At 70.2% G+C, this 15,101-nt stretch carries 13 protein-coding genes; 5 read left to right on the forward strand and 8 right to left on the reverse strand.

Annotation, left to right across the window (positions count from 1 at the left end; genetic code table 11):
- The first annotated feature begins 132 nt into the window (after positions 1-132).
- A complete protein-coding gene (locus AB0L91_RS04755) occupies positions 133-1,602 on the forward strand; it encodes a PepSY domain-containing protein (RefSeq protein ID WP_365007273.1) in 1,470 nt (489 codons plus the stop codon).
- A 118-nt stretch (positions 1,603-1,720) separates the two neighbouring features.
- On the forward strand, positions 1,721-2,425 hold the full coding sequence (locus AB0L91_RS04760; RefSeq protein WP_365007274.1) for a hypothetical protein: 705 nt from the start codon (positions 1,721-1,723) through the stop codon (positions 2,423-2,425).
- 108 nt (positions 2,426-2,533) lie between these two features.
- Here AB0L91_RS04760 and AB0L91_RS04765 read toward each other — a convergent pair whose 3' ends face one another.
- Positions 2,534-3,442, reverse strand: coding sequence for a DUF389 domain-containing protein (locus tag AB0L91_RS04765; RefSeq protein WP_365007275.1), 909 nt, complete (start codon positions 3,440-3,442; stop codon positions 2,534-2,536).
- 161 nt (positions 3,443-3,603) lie between these two features.
- Between AB0L91_RS04765 and AB0L91_RS04770 the strand changes: the two genes are divergently transcribed.
- Positions 3,604-5,184, forward strand: coding sequence for an alkaline phosphatase D family protein (locus tag AB0L91_RS04770; protein WP_365007276.1), 1,581 nt, complete (start codon positions 3,604-3,606; stop codon positions 5,182-5,184).
- A gap of 42 nt (positions 5,185-5,226) precedes the next feature.
- On the opposite strand, the gene AB0L91_RS04775 is transcribed toward AB0L91_RS04770, so the two are convergent.
- The 4 genes from AB0L91_RS04775 to galK form a co-directional block, all read right to left on the reverse strand.
- A complete protein-coding gene (locus tag AB0L91_RS04775; protein WP_365007277.1) occupies positions 5,227-6,642 on the reverse strand; it encodes a family 1 glycosylhydrolase in 1,416 nt (471 codons plus the stop codon).
- 102 nt (positions 6,643-6,744) lie between these two features.
- On the reverse strand, positions 6,745-6,993 hold the full coding sequence (locus tag AB0L91_RS04780) for a hypothetical protein (RefSeq protein ID WP_365007278.1): 249 nt from the start codon (positions 6,991-6,993) through the stop codon (positions 6,745-6,747).
- A 12-nt stretch (positions 6,994-7,005) separates the two neighbouring features.
- Positions 7,006-8,724, reverse strand: a complete 1,719-nt coding sequence (locus AB0L91_RS04785) for a sodium:solute symporter family protein (RefSeq protein WP_357343656.1) — start codon at positions 8,722-8,724, stop codon at positions 7,006-7,008.
- Between the two features lie 151 nt (positions 8,725-8,875).
- Positions 8,876-9,997, reverse strand: a complete 1,122-nt coding sequence (galK, locus tag AB0L91_RS04790; protein ID WP_365007279.1) for a galactokinase — start codon at positions 9,995-9,997, stop codon at positions 8,876-8,878.
- A 220-nt stretch (positions 9,998-10,217) separates the two neighbouring features.
- On the opposite strand from galK, the gene AB0L91_RS04795 reads away from it, so the two are divergent.
- A complete protein-coding gene (locus AB0L91_RS04795) occupies positions 10,218-11,720 on the forward strand; it encodes a GGDEF domain-containing protein (protein WP_365007280.1) in 1,503 nt (500 codons plus the stop codon).
- Positions 11,721-11,742: 22 nt separating this feature from the next.
- Here the strand turns inward: AB0L91_RS04795 and AB0L91_RS04800 are convergent, their stop codons facing one another.
- Positions 11,743-12,510, reverse strand: a complete 768-nt coding sequence (locus tag AB0L91_RS04800) for a DUF6319 family protein (protein WP_355280796.1) — start codon at positions 12,508-12,510, stop codon at positions 11,743-11,745.
- A gap of 137 nt (positions 12,511-12,647) precedes the next feature.
- Positions 12,648-13,823, reverse strand: coding sequence for an alpha-hydroxy-acid oxidizing protein (locus tag AB0L91_RS04805; RefSeq protein WP_357343649.1), 1,176 nt, complete (start codon positions 13,821-13,823; stop codon positions 12,648-12,650).
- Positions 13,824-13,930: 107 nt separating this feature from the next.
- On the opposite strand from AB0L91_RS04805, the gene AB0L91_RS04810 reads away from it, so the two are divergent.
- Positions 13,931-14,155 carry a hypothetical protein gene (locus AB0L91_RS04810; RefSeq protein WP_355280793.1) on the forward strand — a complete coding sequence of 75 codons (225 nt, stop codon included), beginning with the start codon at positions 13,931-13,933 and terminating at the stop codon, positions 14,153-14,155.
- On the opposite strand, the gene AB0L91_RS04815 is transcribed toward AB0L91_RS04810, so the two are convergent.
- Positions 14,156-14,974 carry an amino acid-binding protein gene (locus AB0L91_RS04815; RefSeq protein ID WP_365007281.1) on the reverse strand — a complete coding sequence of 273 codons (819 nt, stop codon included), beginning with the start codon at positions 14,972-14,974 and terminating at the stop codon, positions 14,156-14,158.
- Positions 14,975-15,101: the final 127 nt, after the last annotated feature.

Raw genomic sequence — 15,101 nt, forward strand, 5'->3', positions numbered from 1 at the left:
GCCGTGCGCTGTTCGCGCGTCGACGCCAGGAACGCTCCGACCAGAGCGGTACGCACCACGGTGCTGCCGGTCCACGGTCGGCGCTTCGCCATGGCCGCGCGCCGGGTTTCCACACTCCAGAAACGAATCACCATGAGCATCACGGACACCCGTCCGGCCGAGGAACCCACCTCGGCGACCGCCACTGCGGCGGACCGTCCACGCGCCGGCACCCGCCGGGGCTTCCGTCTCTATCCCCTGGCCATGCGCCTGCACTTCTACGCGGGGATCTTCGTCGCCCCGTTCATCCTGATCGCGGCCCTCACCGGAGCGCTGTACGCGATCGCCCCGACCATCGAGGGGATCGTCTCCCGCGATCTGCTCCAGGTCGACACCACCGGCCCCGATCAGCCGCTCACGGCGCAGGTCGGCGCGGCCGTCGCGGCCCGGCCCGACCTGACCCTCGTCGCCGTCGCGCCCGCGCCGGGCGAGGGCGAGACCACCCGCGTGCTGTTCAACGACCCGACGCTCGGTGATTCCGAGCGGCTCTCGGTGTTCGTCGACCCGCACACCGCCCAGCCGGTCGGCGAGGCCGTGGTCTACGGCAGCGCGGGCGCGCTGCCCTTGCGGACCTGGCTCAGCGAGTTCCACCGCAGCCTGCACCTGGGCGAGCCCGGCAGGCTCTACAGCGAGCTGGCGGCCTCGTGGCTGTGGGTGATCGCCCTGTTCGGCCTCGTCCTGTGGGTGCACCGGGTGCGCAAGCGCCGGTCCAAGCGCTCGGCGCAGTGGCTGCTGGCGCCGGATCTGTCCGAACCCAAGCGGCGCAAGCTCAACTGGCACGGCGCGATCGGTTTCTGGATCCTGCCGGTGGTGCTGCTGCTCTCGGCGACCGGTATGACCTGGTCGACCTACGCCGGTGACAATGTCACCAAGCTGCGCGAGGAACTGAGCTGGACCACCCCCGCGGTGAACGTGAAGCTGCCGGGCACGGCCGGTCCGGCCCAGTCCACGGGCGGCGACCATCACAGCGCCGGGCATACCGCGCCCGCCCCGGTCGACCCGGCTGCCCGGATCGCCCAGCTCGACAGCGTGTGGGAGATCGCCGAGGCCAACGGCATCACCCAGGCCGCCGAGATCACGATCCCCGCGACACCGGAGAAGGCGTTCGGCGTCAAGGAGTTGCGCAAGCCGGGCACCTACACCATCGACTCCGTCGCGATCGACGGTGCGACCGGCGCGGTCACCGATCAGCTGGCCTTCGCCGACTGGCCGCTGATGGCCAAGCTCACCAACTGGGGCATCGCCTTCCACATGGGCCTGCTGTTCGGCATCGCCAACCAGCTGCTGCTGCTCGCGGTGGCCCTGGGCCTGTGCGCGATGATCGTGCTCGGCTACCTGATGTGGTGGCGGCGGCGCCCGACCAGGGCGACGAGCCGGTTCGCGGTCGGCGCGCCCCCGCGCCGGGGCGTGCTGCGCAAGACCTCGCTGTGGATCACCGTCCCGCTCATCGCCGCGGCGGTGCTGGTCGGCTGGTTCATCCCGCTGATCGGCCTGAGCCTGCTCGGCTTCCTGCTCGTGGACGTCGCGCTCGGGCTCGCCGCCCGCGCCCAGCCCACGGCCTGACCGCACAGCCCCGCACGAGGCGAAACCGCCTCGCCCACACCTCTTTTCCCGTGCTCGGGTGCCGTCGCGATGACGCCTGCCCGCAGCCGCTCCATTCGATGAAGGACTCAGCTACCCCATGAAGACCACCAAGATCGCGCTCGCCGCTGCCGCCCTGCTCACCGTGGGCACCGTCGCCGCGGGCACCGTGCACGCGGCACCGGCCGCACCGGCGCCGATCACCTTCACCGCCGAAACCGTCGACAGCACCTCGCGCATCACCACCGACGCGGGTTCGCTGGTCGTCGAGGACGGCGTCTTCGAGGTCAAGGCCGCCGACGGCACCACCGTGGCCGCCACTCCCCTGCGGTTCCAGATCGACGATTTCGAGTTCCCGATCGCCGCCGAGATCACCGGCCGCACCGCCACCCTCACCCCGCAGCTGAGCATGGACAAAGCCGTCTACAAGCCGGTCGCCCTGCCGTTCGAGGACAAGGCACCCTGGAAGTCCGAATACGACCGCGAACAGGCCGCCTGGTCGCGGATGACCAGCACCATCTCCCTGGGCGCCTCGATCGGCACCCTCGTCGGTGGACTCGGCGGCGCGGCCGTCGGCTGCGTCCTCGGCGGCATCATCGGCGCCACCGTCGCCTCGGCCACCATCGTGGGACTGTTCGGCCCGTTCCTGCCCGCCGCCGCCGTCGGCTGCATCGGCGGTGTGCTGGCCATCGGAGCCCTGGGCACCGTGGCGGGACAGATCTTCGTGACCGCACCGGTCGCCCTCGGCGCGGCGATCCAGTACTTCACCACGATCAACCAGCCGTTCACCCCACCCGCCAAGTAGGCGAGGGTCCCGTGCAGGCCGGCGGCGTGATCGAGGTCGCGCCGACCCCGGCGGTGGCTCACCGTAGTGGCCACCGCCGGGGCTTCCCCGGCCGACCAGCCATCGCAGCTAGCGATCGGCGCGCTGGAACAAGAGCAGTACAGCGACGCCCGCGAGCACGATGCCCATCAGATTGACACTGAGCTGAGCGAGCGAGCTCAGCGCGATATGCCACTTACCCGCGAAGGCCGCGACGACGGCCAGACCGGCCGCAGGCACGGTCGTCACCGAAATGAACACCCCCACCAGGACCGCGGAGGTGGAGCTGACCACCGCGAGCATGCCCGCCGCACCTGCGAGCAATGCCACCACCAGCGAGAACGGCCCGACCTGATAGATGAAGTCGAAGGCGCGGGCGTCCTCGACATTCGCGACGCCGATCCACCCGAGGCGCACCCACAGCAGTGTCGCCAGCCAGGTGACGACCATCGCGACCGGAAACGAGATCGCCAGGGTGCGCACCGACGTGCGGATGAGCCGGGTGTCCCGGCGTACCAGGCCCACCGACAGCGCCGCCAACGGGAGGAACTCGGGCCCGACCACCATGGCGCCGACCAGCGTCAGCGGTGAGGCCGTCGTCACGCCTACCGCCGACAGCAGAATCGCGATCGCCAAGAACGTCAGGAATGTCGGCGTGAGCCGGGCACCTTCACGCATCTGGTCGAGCAACTGCGCCCACACCACAGTTCGGTCGCGCCGCTTCGGGGCCGCGGTGTCCGCCCGCTCCTTGGCATCGGAGATCACGGTGCCCGACGGCACGAACGAAATGCCGCCCGTCCGCGACAGATCCAGCGCGGTCAGCGCGGCGAGCACATCGTTCAGCGAGCCACGCGCCACCTCCGCCTGGATCACATCGCCGGGCGGGTCGACGGCGGCGGCGAGTCCGAGCGTCACATGGGTCGCACCGGGTTCCCCGCCCAGGATGCGCAGGACTTCGCCACTGCGCTCACTCGGGGAGATGACGCGTAGATGCAACACAGCAGAGTGCCTCCTTCGGCCGGGCAATGCGCTGAGGTTAGAGCAGACCGCGTGCGGCGGCCGGTAGGCCCGTCGATCCACACCCCCGTCGCGCGCCGGCGGGGAAACGGACAGAATCGAGGTGAACTCGGCATTCGGTGACGGTGAAAGGACGACAGGCGATGACGCTGTCCCGTCGGCAACTCCTGCGCTTCGGCGTGGCCGGCTCGGTCGCGGCCGCGGTGGGCGTGTCGGCGGTGAGCAGTGCCCGCTTCGCCGCGCCGCGCACGCTCGGCGAACCGTTCTCGCTCGGCGTCGCCTCCGGGGAGCCCACCGCCGACGGCGTGGTGCTGTGGACCCGGCTCGCGCCCGATCCACTGGCGCCCGACGGCTACGGCGGAATGCCGGTCGACCCGGTGACCGTCGACTACGAGGTCGCCGAGGACGAGCGGTTCACCAGGGTGGTGACCAGGGGTGCCGCCGTGGCGACCCGCGAGCTCGGCCACAGCGTGCATCCCGAGATCGCCGGGCTGGCACCGGATCGGTGGTACTACTACCGCTTCCGGGCAGGTTCGGCGATCTCGCCCGTCGGCCGTACCCGCACCGCACCGGCGGTGGGCGCTCCGACCAGCCGGATGCGCTTCGCCTTCGCCTCGTGCCAGTCCTGGAGCTCCGGGTACTACACCGCCTACGAGCATCTGCGCGAGGAGGACCTGGACCTGGTCGTGCACCTGGGCGACTACATCTACGAGTCGTCCTGGGTGGTCGCCCGGCGCGGCGCGACCCTGCTGCCCCAGCTCGAGGGTGAGGCGGTGAACCTGACGGGGTATCGGCTCAAGTACGCGCAAGCCAAGGCCGAGCTGCCGCTACAGGGCGCGCACGCGGCATTCCCCTGGCTGGTCACCTTCGACGACCACGAACTCGACAACAACTGGGCGGGCGCGCAGCCGGGCCTCGGCCTCGACGTGTACCGGCTGGCCCCGCTGTACCGGCGCCGCAAGGCCGCCGCGTTCCAGGCGATGTACGAGCACCAGCCGATGCGCCTGGCCCAGCTGCCCGCCGGACCGACCGTCCACCTGCACCGGCGGTACCGCTTCGGCGATCTGGCCGAGTTCACCATGATCGACACCAGGCAGTACCGCGACCCGCAGGCCTGCGGCGACGGCACCGCGGTCACCGGCTGCGCGGAACGCTTCGCCACCGACCGCACGATCCTCGGTGCGGCGCAACGAGACTGGCTCGTGGACGGCCTGTCCAGCTCGCCGACGCGCTGGCAGGTGCTGGGCAATCAGGTCGCGATGGCGCAATCCGACTACGACCCGGGACCGGAGCTGCTGCTCGGCACCGACGCCTGGGACGGCTATATCGCCGATCGCAATACGGTGCTCGGCGCGGCGTCCGCGCGCGCGGCGGGCAATCTCGTCGTGATCACCGGCGACCGCCACGAGAACTATGTCGCCGATCTGCGCGGGGACTACGCCGATCCCGAATCACCGGTGGTGGCCACCGAATTCACCGGCACCTCGATCACCACCGGCGGTGACGGCGCCGACCTCACCGACGGGGGCCGGGCGCTGCTCGCCGCCAATCCGGACATGAAGTTCTACAACCGGCAGCGCGGCTACACCCGCGTCGACCTCGACCACCGGGTGTGGCGCACCGACTTCCGGGTGCTGCCGTATGTCACCCGGCCGGGCGCACCGATCACCACCCGTGCGAGTTTCGTTGTCCAGGATGGTGTTCCGGGAGCCGAGCCCGCGTGAGAAGTTCACCGAGCCGAGGCGTCGCGGCGGCGGACACGAGGCTCACGGTACGGCGACCGGACGCAGGCAGCTCTGCAATGGCGTGACGATCGAGCACACCGCGGGTTTGCGGGTCGGGCGGTAGTCCGCCGCCACGCCGTTCGACGCGGTGACGGCCCGTAGCGCCGCCACCGCGTCGGTAGGCCGTCGAGTCAGGCTCGGATCGGTGGTCGCGTCCACCGTGTACAGGCCGAAACGCGGTGCGTAGCTGCCCCACTCGTAGTTGTCGGTGAGGCTCCAGTAGTTGTAGCCGATGACGTCGATACCGTCGAGCTCTGCGCGCTGGATCCAGTACACGGTGTCGCGCAGATGGTCGGCGCGGGTGTAGCCGTCGTGGCGCGGCGCGCCGTTCTCGGTCGGCAACCCGTTCTCCACCACGTAGATCGGCAGGCCGGGGAACTTCTCGGCGTAGGTGCGCAGGTCGTAGTAGATGCCCTCGGGTTCGATCGCGTTCTTCCACAGCTCGTCGCCGAGCAGCGCGGTGGTCGGCGGATGCTGGAGCGAGACACCGTAATAGAAGTCGATCCCGAGGTAGTCGAGCTTGTCCCGGACCCGGTCGACGAACAGCAGATCGGTCAGATTCTGCACGATCGGATACTGCGCCACATTGCTGGTCACCCGCGCACCCGGCTGGCGCTGGTGGATGTGGTCGTAGATCTCCCGGTGCGCCCGCACCAGCCGGTCGAACATCGGCAGGGCGTCGAGCGGCCCGATGTCGCCGATCTTGATCGACTGCGCCACGTATCCCATCGGTTCGTTGATCGTCACCCACAGCGGATCGAACCCCGCGTATCGATCGACGACGCGGCGCATATTGGCCAGCCAGTCGGCGACCATCCCCTGGTTCTTCCAGCCGCCCTTGTCCGCCGCCCAGCCCGGAATCACCCAGTGGTCAAGCGTCAGCATGGGCCGCATCCCGGCCGCCCGGATCTTCGCCAGGACCGCGTCGTAGAACCGGAAGTCGTTGTCGTCCCAGGTCCCGGCGCGCGGCTGTACCCGCGCCCACTCGATGCTGAGCCGGAAGACCCCTACTCCCAGCCCGGCCGCGAGGTCGATGTCTTCGGCATAGCGGCTGTAGAAGTCGACCGAATCGCCGTACCGGTCCCGCGCCTTCCCGGAGGCGGCGTACCGGCTCCAGTTGCTGTCCGGCGCATGGCCTTCGGACTGGAACCCGGACATCGAGACGCCCCACTGGAAATCGGCGCCGAGCGCGGGCACCCGCGTCGGTGCCGCCGACGCGCTGCCGGTACCGGACCCACCGGAGCTCCCCGCCCCACTGCCTGAACCCGAGCTGCCCGAACCCGAGCTCCCGGAACTCGCGCCGCCCTGATCGGCGGGCGCCGCCACCACCGCCCCCGCCCCGCCGCACACGAGGGCGATCGTCGACAGGATCGTGCACAAGATGCGCGTGCGTCTCATATCAGCAGGTACTCCCCAGGGTGTCGAGCGCGACCCGGTGCTGTGGGCCGACGATCCCGGACTTTACTGGTCACCTGTCCAATATGTGGCGGATTCCGCGAGCTACCGATCCGGCGTGAAATCCTCCAGGGTCAGCTCGGGTGTCTCGGGCACCTGGACCGGACGCAGGAACGCCCAGCCGACGAACACGACCGCGACCCCGAGCAGGCCGAGGCCCGCCCACAGATTCACGTCGATGCCCCCGGTCTTGGCCTCCTGGGCGGCGGGGTCCTGCACCAGCGAGGTGATCACCAGGACGACGCCGTAGCAGCCGAGCAGCGCGCCGATGATGGTGCGGATGTCGAAAAGCATGGCCCTGTCTCCTTATCCGACGACGATGTTGAGCGCGATCACCAGCACGAGCGCGATCCCCGCGAGCAGCACCGGGCGCTGGTACCAGGGCAGCGAGTCCGCGTCGGGATCGGTGCGCAGCGCCTTCGGGGTCTCGGAGTAGACCAGGCCGACCAGTTCCGCGGCGGGCTTGGGCCGGGTGACCAGGGTGACCGCCACGCTGACGGCGATGTCGACGACGAAGGCGACGCCCGCCGCGACGAAGCTCGTGCCCTGCCCGGACAGGTTCGTCACCCCGGTCTCGTTGAGCACGAACACGAACACCGCGGCCAGCGTGCCGCTGACCAGACCGACCCAGCCCGCGGTCGGTGTCATCCGTTTCCACAGCATGCCGAGGATGAAGGTCGCGAACAGCGGCGCGTTGAAGAAGCTGAACAGCGTCTGCAGGTAGTCCATCATGTTGCTGAACCCACCCGCGATGAACGCGGTGAAGATCGCCGCGATCGTCGCGCCGACCGTCGCCAGCCTGCCGATCCGCAGGTAGTAGCCGTCGGGCCTGCCCTTGCGGACGTACTGCTGCCACAGATCGAAGCTGAACACGGTGTTGAACGCGGAGACGTTGGCCGCCATGCCCGCCATGAACGCCGCGAGCAGACCGGCCAGGCCCACCCCGAGCAGCCCGTTCGGCAGGACCTCCTTCATCAGGAACAGCAGCGCCTGGTTGTAGGTGACATCGCTCTCGTAGTCGGGATTCGCGGTGACCTGCTGCTTGTACTCGATCATCTGCGGGACCAGCACCGCGCTGATCATGCCGGGGATGACCACGATCAACGGGATGAACATCTTCGGGTAGGCGCCGATGATGGGCGTGCGCTGCGCGGCCGAGATCGAGTGGGTGGCCAGCGCTCGCTGCACCTCGACGAAGTTCGTCGTCCAATAGCCGAAGGAGAGCACGAAGCCGAGGCCGAAGACGATGCCCATGATCGAGGCGAAGTTGTCGGTGAACCCGCTCATCGCGGTGCCCGGCCAGGTGCTCAGCTGATCGGCCCCGCCCGGCGAGGCGGTCACCCTGTCCTGCAAGCCTTCCCAGCCGCCGACCCGGTGCAGGCCGACCAGGGTCAGCGGCAGCAGGGCCGCCACGATCACGAAGAACTGCAGCACCTCGTTGTAGATCGCGGCCGAGAGCCCGCCCAGGGTGACATAGGACAGCACGATCGCCGCCGCCACGATCACCGAGATCCACAGCGGCCAGCCCAGCAGCACGTTGACGATGGTGCCGAGCAGATACAGGTTCACCCCGGCGATCAGCACCTGGGCCAGCGCGAAGCTCAGCGCGTTGACCAGGTGCGCGCCGGTGCCGAAGCGCCTGCGCATGAACTCCGGCACCGACCGGACCTTGGAGCCGTAGTAGAACGGCATCATCACCACGCCGAGGAACAGCATGGCAGGCACGGCACCGATCCAGAAGTAGTTGAACGTCGGGAAGCCGTATTGGGCGCCGTTGGCCGACATCCCCATGATCTCCACCGCGCCGAGGTTGGCGGAGATGAACGCCAGCCCGGTGACCCAGGCGGGCAGGGATCGACCGGAGAGGAAGAAGTCGACGCTGGAGGACACCCGGCGCCGGGCGATCAACCCGATGCCGAGCACGAAGACGAAGTACAGGGCGACGAGCGCGTAGTCGACGGGCGCGGCGTCGAGCCGCAAGGTCGACGACGCGTCGAGCGTGGTGGTGGAAACGGCAAGTGGCACAGCGTGTCCCTCCTGGCCTGGAGCCGGGCGGCGCACGGGCGTCGATGACGACGGCGCGGGCTGCGTCGCCCGCCGAACATTCTCGGATGGATCCACTGTGCGCGCTCGCGCGCCGCGTCACCCGCCGATTCGTTGATGAGTGAACTTTTGTTCAGTCCAGTCTCCGTGCCCCTGCGGCCGGTTCGACGGTGAAGATCCGCGGTGCGGCGAGATCCGCCGCGGCGAATTCCGCCTCGATTCGCGCGGTGACCCGGTCGGTCGCCGCGCGGTCGACCAGCGCCAGCACGCTGCCGCCGAAACCACCGCCGACCAGGCGCGCGCCGTGCGCGCCCGCCGCCAGCGCGGCGTCGACCGCGAGATCGAGGGCGGGCGCCGACACCGCGAAATCGTCGCGCAGCGACCGGTGCGAGGCGGTGAGCAGCGCACCGACGGCCCTGGGGTCGGCACCCGAGCGCAGCCGGTCCACAACGGCGAGCACGCGCGCGTTCTCGGTGACCACATGGGTCGCCCGGCGCCGCAGCACCGGATCGGTGAGCCGGGACAGCGCGGCGGTGGTGGCGTCGCGCAGGGCGGGCACCCCCAGCGCGGCGGCGGCCGCCTCGCACTGCGCCCGGCGTTCGGCGTACGCGCCGTCGGCGAGGTCGTGTGGGTGGCCGGTGTCGGCGACGAGCAGGGCCAGGTCCGCGGCCGGGAGATCGAACGGAATCTGTTCCACCGCACCCGGTTCCGGGCCGTCGGGCGCGGTGTAGGCGCGGACGTCGAGGAACAGCGCGTGACCCGCCGTGCACAGGATGGCGGCGGACTGGTCGAGCACCCCGGTCGGCACCCCGGCGAACTCGTTCTCCGCCGCGCGGGCGATCTCGACGACGGCGCGATCGGTGAGACCCGGCGCGAACAGATCCCGCAGCGCCACCGTCACCGCGCAGCACAGCGCCGCCGAGGACGACAGGCCAGCCCCGATCGGCACGGCGCCGTCGACATCGAGGCGCACCCCGGTGATCGGATGCCCACGGCGCGCGAACTCGACCACGACGCCGAGCGGATACCGCGCCCAGCCGGGCACCCGATCACGCTGCGCGGCAAGCTCGTCCACGGCGACCGCGACGACCTCGCCGGGACGCTGCGCCGAGGTGAGCCGGACCCGGCCGTCGGCGGTGGGCCCGGCCGCGCAGACGACCCCGAGCGACAGCGCGATGGGCAGCACGAACCCGTCGTTGTAGTCGGTGTGCTCACCGATGAGGTTGACCCGGCCCGGGGCGATCCACCTGTCCATCCTGCGGCTCCTCCGTACTCGTCGACGCTGCGGCGATCCCACCACACACCGCGCCGGCGCGGCGCCGGACATCGGGTACCGAATCGGTATCCGGCAATGCCGTCAAGGGCACGACAACCGGGGACCGGACGTGTCATGATCGACTGAGTTGTAAAGGTTTTGAGCGTCTCTCACGTTCGATCGGCGCTCGTCGCGTGCGCAGCAGGATCGAGGGGGGCCGATGACCATCAGCGAGACACGCCAGCGGAGCCCACGCTGGTACGCGCTCGTGCTCGGCGCGGCGGGGGCCGCGCTGCTCGCACCGCTGCTCGGCCCGCGGTCGCTGTCGTTCCTGCTGCTGGTCGTGATCGTCGCGGGCAGTCTGGCCATGATCGGCGTCGGGCTGTACAGCCACCGGCCCGCGCACCGGGTGCCCTGGTATCTGCTGGCCGCGTCCGTCCCGCTGTTCGCCTCGGGCACCGCGATACGCGAACTCGGTCTGCACGATACGTGGCATCCGATCGACGACCTGTGTACCGCTGCCGCCTACCTGTGCCTCGGCCTGGCGGCGGTGGGCTGGCTGCAACCGCGCCGGGTCGCGGGCGCCCGGGATCTGTGGCTGGACTCGATGCTGATCGGGCTCAGCGCGCTGCTGGCCTCGTGGACGTTCCTGATCTCCCCGATCCTGGCCGACCCCAACGGTTTCGACACCGTGCTGGCCGCGAGCTTTCCGGTGATCGACGCGCTGCTGCTCACCGTGCTCGCGCATTCGCTGGCCACCGTGGTCCGCAGCGAGACCGCGCTGCGGCTGTTGCAGGCCGCGCTGATCGCGGTCCTCGTCGGCGGCCTGCTGGAAAGTCTCACCGCCGCGGGCACGGTCCTGGTCGACAGCGGGTTCGCGCTGGTGCCCCAGCAGTGGGCGTACCTGCTGGCCGGACTGGCCGCGCTGCACCCGACCATGGGCGTGACCCACGTGGCCGACGACGCGCACCCGCACCGGTCCCGCAGGCGCGCCGGGGTGATCGCGGTGGCCCTGGTCGCCGCGTCGCTGGTGAGCGTGGTCGGCGCCGATCTCGGTCCGGGCGACCGGGTGGTGATCTGCCTGTTGCTCACCTCCCTGCTGGTCGGGGTGCTGGTGCGCAGTGAACGCGCGATCGCCCGCAGCCTGCGCAGCGAGCGCCGCGCCCAGTACCAGGCCGACCACGATCTGCTCACCGGGCTGTTCAACCGGGCCGCGCTGCTGCGGGCGCCGCACCGGCACCGCCGGGAGTGGGCCGGAAAACCGTTGTGCCTGTTGTTCATCGACCTCGACGGCTTCAAGATGGTCAACGACAGCTACGGGCACGCGGTGGGCGACGAGCTGATCGCCGAGGCCGCCGCCCGCATCCGCCGCACGGCCCGGCGCAGCGATGTGGCGGCCCGCTACGGCGGCGACGAGTTCGTCGTGCTCGCCGCCCGTGGGCGAGCCGAGGCGGCCGTGCTCGCCCAGCAGTTGCTCGGCGCGTTCGTCCGCCCGTTCGACCTGAGCTGCGGCGAGATCCCCATCACCGCGAGCATCGGCGTCGCCTGCGTGAGCACCCGGCCGACCGACTCCACGGTCTACGACCTCATCCGCGCCGCCGACGCCGCCATGTACCACGCCAAGGAGTACCGCCTCGGCCTCGCCTTCCACGACGGCCTGCGCCAGAACACCGGGCCCCGGGTCCTGCGCAGTACCGGAAACCCCACCAGCACAGCGGTATAGAGCTGTGCGGGCGGGACGGTGCTCAGTCTCCTAGTTCGGCGAGGAGCCTTTTGGCCGCCTCCAGTTCGGCCTGCAGCTGGGCGACCTTGGCCTGCTGCGCGCCGCGCGCGGCCTCCAGGATCCCCGCCACGACTTCCTCGACCTCCGGGTGCAGGATCTTGGCGGCCTGGGCGACGGCGCCACTACTCACCGCCAGTCCCTTCACGCTGCGCTTCTTGCCGTTGACCACGTCGACGGTCCACTCGCCGTCGGCGGAGCCGGTGAGGGTGACGGTCACCTCGGGCGCCTTGGGCTTGCGCGCGGCCGGGGTCTTCGCCGCCGCCGGACGCGGTGTCGCCGGCTTGGGCGCGGCGGACTCGTCGGGGACGGGCGCGAGCGACCGAGGAGCGGGCGGCGTCGGTGCGGCGCTCGGCAGGGTCGACGGCTGGGTCACAGTGTGGTCCTTTCGATTGCTCGGCTCGGGGACACTCTCCGGGCGGGTCCGCGAGGATCCGCCCGGCGCTACGGTAGTCGCGCGGGCCGGCTTGGTCAGCGTCACCTCGCTCGGTCCGAACGACAGCACATCTTTGGAGCCGGTGGGCTTCACCTGCAGGAAGTCGCCGTCGGCCGGGTCGCCGAGGGCGACGACCTTGCCCGACTTGCCCTCCGCGACACCGACGGCGGCGGCGGTGAACCACACCATCGGCGGTTTCCCGTCGGCCAGCTCACCCGCGATGCGCGCGAGCTCGGCCTCGGACAGTACCTGCGGGGCGGATCGGCGGGATGCGGACTTGGTGCTCGGCGAGGACATCGTGGACTCCGGAAGGTTGGTGCGTTCTACAGCGTGGTGTGCTGGAGATGATGCCGCACGCCACCGACATGTTCCGGGCGAGCCCACCGTCGCGGCCCGAAAACCCGTCCGATGACGGGCTTCCGGACCGTCCGCGATCAGCCGCGGGTGGCGTTGCCCGCGGTCGTCGGGCGGATGTTCGCGCGCACCGCGGCGACATCGGGATACCCGTTGACCGCCATCAGCAGATCCGCCTCGGCCGCGTAGCTGCGCAGCAGGTGCACCAGCCCGCGGACCCCGCCCAGCGCCAGCCCGTACACGTACGGCCTGCCGAGCCCGACCATGGTCGCGCCGAGGCCGAGCGCCTTGACCACGTCGGCGCCGGAACGCACGCCGGAGTCGAACAGCACCGGCACCCGGTCGTCACACGCCGCGACGACGCCGGGCAGCGTCTCCAGCGCGCTGAGCCCGCCGTTGGCCTGGCGCCCACCGTGATTGGAGCAGTAGATGCCGTCGGCGCCGAAGTCGATCGCCTTGCGCGCGTCCTCGGGATGCGAGATGCCCTTGAGGATGATCGGCAGATCGGTGAGCGAGCGCAGCCAGGTCAGGTCGTCCCAGGTCAGGGAATTGCCGAAGGTCGCGATCCAGTGCAGGACAATCAGCTTCGGGTCGTCGGAGCCGACCATCGCCTGGAACACCGGGTCGCTGGTGTAGTTCTTCAGCACGTGCCCGCGCAGCTGCGGGAAGTTGCCGCTGGACAGGTCACGCGGCCGCCAACCGGGCACCCAGGTGTCGAGGGTGACGGTGATGCCCGCGTACCCGGCGGCCTCGGCGCGACGCACCAGGCTCTCGGCCAGCTCCCGGTTCTTCGGCGTGTACAGCTGGAAGAACGACGGTGTGTCGCCCGCGTGCGGCCGCACGTCCTCGAGCGGGTCCTCCATCAGCGTCGAGAACATCGCGGGCACACCGGTTTTCGCCGACGCCTGCGCCACCGCGATGTCACCGTGGCCGTTCTCACCGACCAGCCCGATCACGCCGACCGGCGCCAGGAACAGCGGGCTGGCGAAGGTGTGCCCGAAGGCGGTGACGGTGAGGTCGCGCTCGGTCGCCCCGACCAGCATCCGGGGCACCAGGCCCCAGTCCGCGAAGGCCTCGGCGTTGCGGCGCTGGGTGAGCTCGTCGCCCGCGCCACCGGCGATGTAGTTCAGCAGGGTATCGGGCAACGCGGCGGTCGCCTTGCGCTCGAGCGTCGCGTAGTCCATGGGAAATTCGGGCAGGTTCCCACCGAGCGCGGCCAGGTAGATCTCGTTCTGATAGTCGGCGAACTGACTCATCGCTGAACTTTCGCATGCGAGCCGTGGTTCACAGAGCCCAGGGGGGATGTAAGGTGCGTCATACTCGTAAGTAGACAGCAGCGTACCCAGCAGCACGTTCCGAGATTGTGAGTGCCCCTGTCGTGACCCTCGTCGAACACTCGGCCGCACCCGCCGACCCGGACGTTCTCCTCGCTCAGCGCATCACCAACGGTGCCATCCGCTACCTGACCCTCCTCGCCTGTGGGCTCTCCCAGGACTCGATGGACCTGCTCACCTCGGTCACCGACCGACTACGGGCTGCCGAGGGTGCTTTACGCGATCCCCTCACCGCCGATCTCGGCTTCGACTGATCACCGCAGGCGCGCGGTGAGCGCGGCCAGGTCCGCCAGCCGGTGCGCACGTGCGATCTCGGCGGGCGTGAACGGTTCGTCGGGGCGGACGAACCCCCAGCGATCGTCGTCGCGTTCGAGTTCGAGCACGGTGCCCTCACCCACATCGCCCGCGTCGGGCGTGCCCGGCGCGAGATAGCGCGCACCGAGCAATTCGGCGACAGCCAAGGGTAATTCGTCCGGATCGCCCACTATGCGGGCCGCGATGGCCAGCGCCTTGGTCTGGCCGTCGATCAGCGACAGCACAGTGGCTGGCCAGACCCGCACGCCCGAACCACCCGCCTGCACCACCGCCGCGGTGAGGCTGTGCACGGTGACCCCCTCGGGCGCGGCGACGACGAGTTCGTCGAGCACCGCGTCCTCGAGTTGATGCACGTGCACGGTCAGGATGTTGGCCTCGCGATGGGCCAGGTGTTTGGCCAGTGTCTCCAGCGCGCCCGGCCGATCCGCCAGCCTGACCCGGATCCGCCACAGTGCCTGCGCCTCGTCGATCCGGTCCCGGTGCCGGAGTTCCGGGCCGTGCAGCCACCCGCCCAGCATGCGCATCGCGCCCGGTTCGACCACCCAGATGACCAGGATGGTGGTGGTGATCGTCAGCAGGGCGACGGTGAGCAGGTAGGGCGGGTGCAGGTGGATCACCAGCGCGTGCAGCGCCAGCTCCACCGGGAACACCGCCGCCAATTTGGCCAGCGCCAGCCGGGTGCGGCGTGGGTGCGGCAGCCGCCCGCACACCTCGCAGGCCAGGGCCGTGACACGGGGTCGCACTGCGATTCGCCACATGCGGGTCAGCGTCACCCGCGCACATGTCGATCTTCGACGTGACACGTAAACGGGGCGTGACAGCCACTCCGAAACCGCTTGACCTGCAACGTCTTCCACGGTGATACCCGCCACGCGCAGCGCGCGG

This window comes from Nocardia sp. NPDC051833 (assembly GCF_040681225.1).
Lineage (GTDB): Bacteria > Actinomycetota > Actinomycetes > Mycobacteriales > Mycobacteriaceae > Nocardia.